This is a genomic window from Bacillus sp. P4_D3, assembly GCF_056401855.1.
In genome coordinates this window covers 1-719 of sequence record NZ_JBFUIN010001179.1, presented here as the reverse complement: position 1 = coordinate 719, position 719 = coordinate 1, and the positions used below count along the sequence as shown (strand labels likewise).

Annotated in this window: 1 protein-coding gene and 1 pseudogene; both read right to left on the bottom strand. The window is 43.0% G+C overall.

Translation table 11 applies throughout. The annotated features are described in order from the left end of the window. A pseudogene (locus AC1DTM_RS30095) lies at nucleotides 1-368 on the bottom strand (multidrug ABC transporter permease); the annotation flags it as partial. Then, nucleotides 365-719: ATP-binding cassette domain-containing protein (locus AC1DTM_RS30090; protein ID WP_477001662.1), on the bottom strand; the 355-nt coding region annotated here is incomplete at its 5' end. The pseudogene AC1DTM_RS30095 and the gene AC1DTM_RS30090, both read right to left, overlap by 4 nt.

Sequence of the window (719 nt, the reverse complement as noted above, 5' to 3'; positions counted from 1 at the left end):
GCCTTACCACTTTGTACTGTAAGCACATCACCCTTAACAGAACGACTTCCTTCAAGCGTTATTTTATTCGGCACAAAATAGTACTGAAAGCCAACTTGAATCACTCGGACTTCTTTCCCTTTTTTCTCACCTTCTTCAAAGCGATCACTTCGCTTATACAAGGCGCCATTATATGAAACAGCATCCTCACTCTTTTCTGTTTCATACCAAGGTCTCTCTATTCCAACGATATGCTCATCAATCATCGTTTTTGCGACGAAAGGACCCGCGAGTTCTGCAATGACGAAAACAAATAGCATCGCCATCGCTGCAAAGATCGGCCCCTTCACTTTCATTGCATATTGAAACAATCGTTTTGAAACACTCATATTTTCACCCCACTATCCGCACTTTCACTTTCACCTTGTTGTCTATCGAACTGCTCTGCATACCAGCCCCCATTTCGAATGAGCGCTTCATGCGAACCTTCTTCAATAACTTCACCGTTATCCATAACGAGAATCCAATCCGCGTGCTGCACAGCTGACAAGCGATGCGTCGTTATAATCGTCGTCTTCCCGCTTCTTTCTGTTCGTATGTTTTCAATAATTGCCGCTTCCGTACGAGCATCAACAGCTGATAAAGAATCGTCCAAAATTAAAATTTCCGGATTTTGAATAACAGCCCTCGCAATCGAAATCCTTTGCTTTTGCCCACCTGATAAAGAAACACCTTTTTCC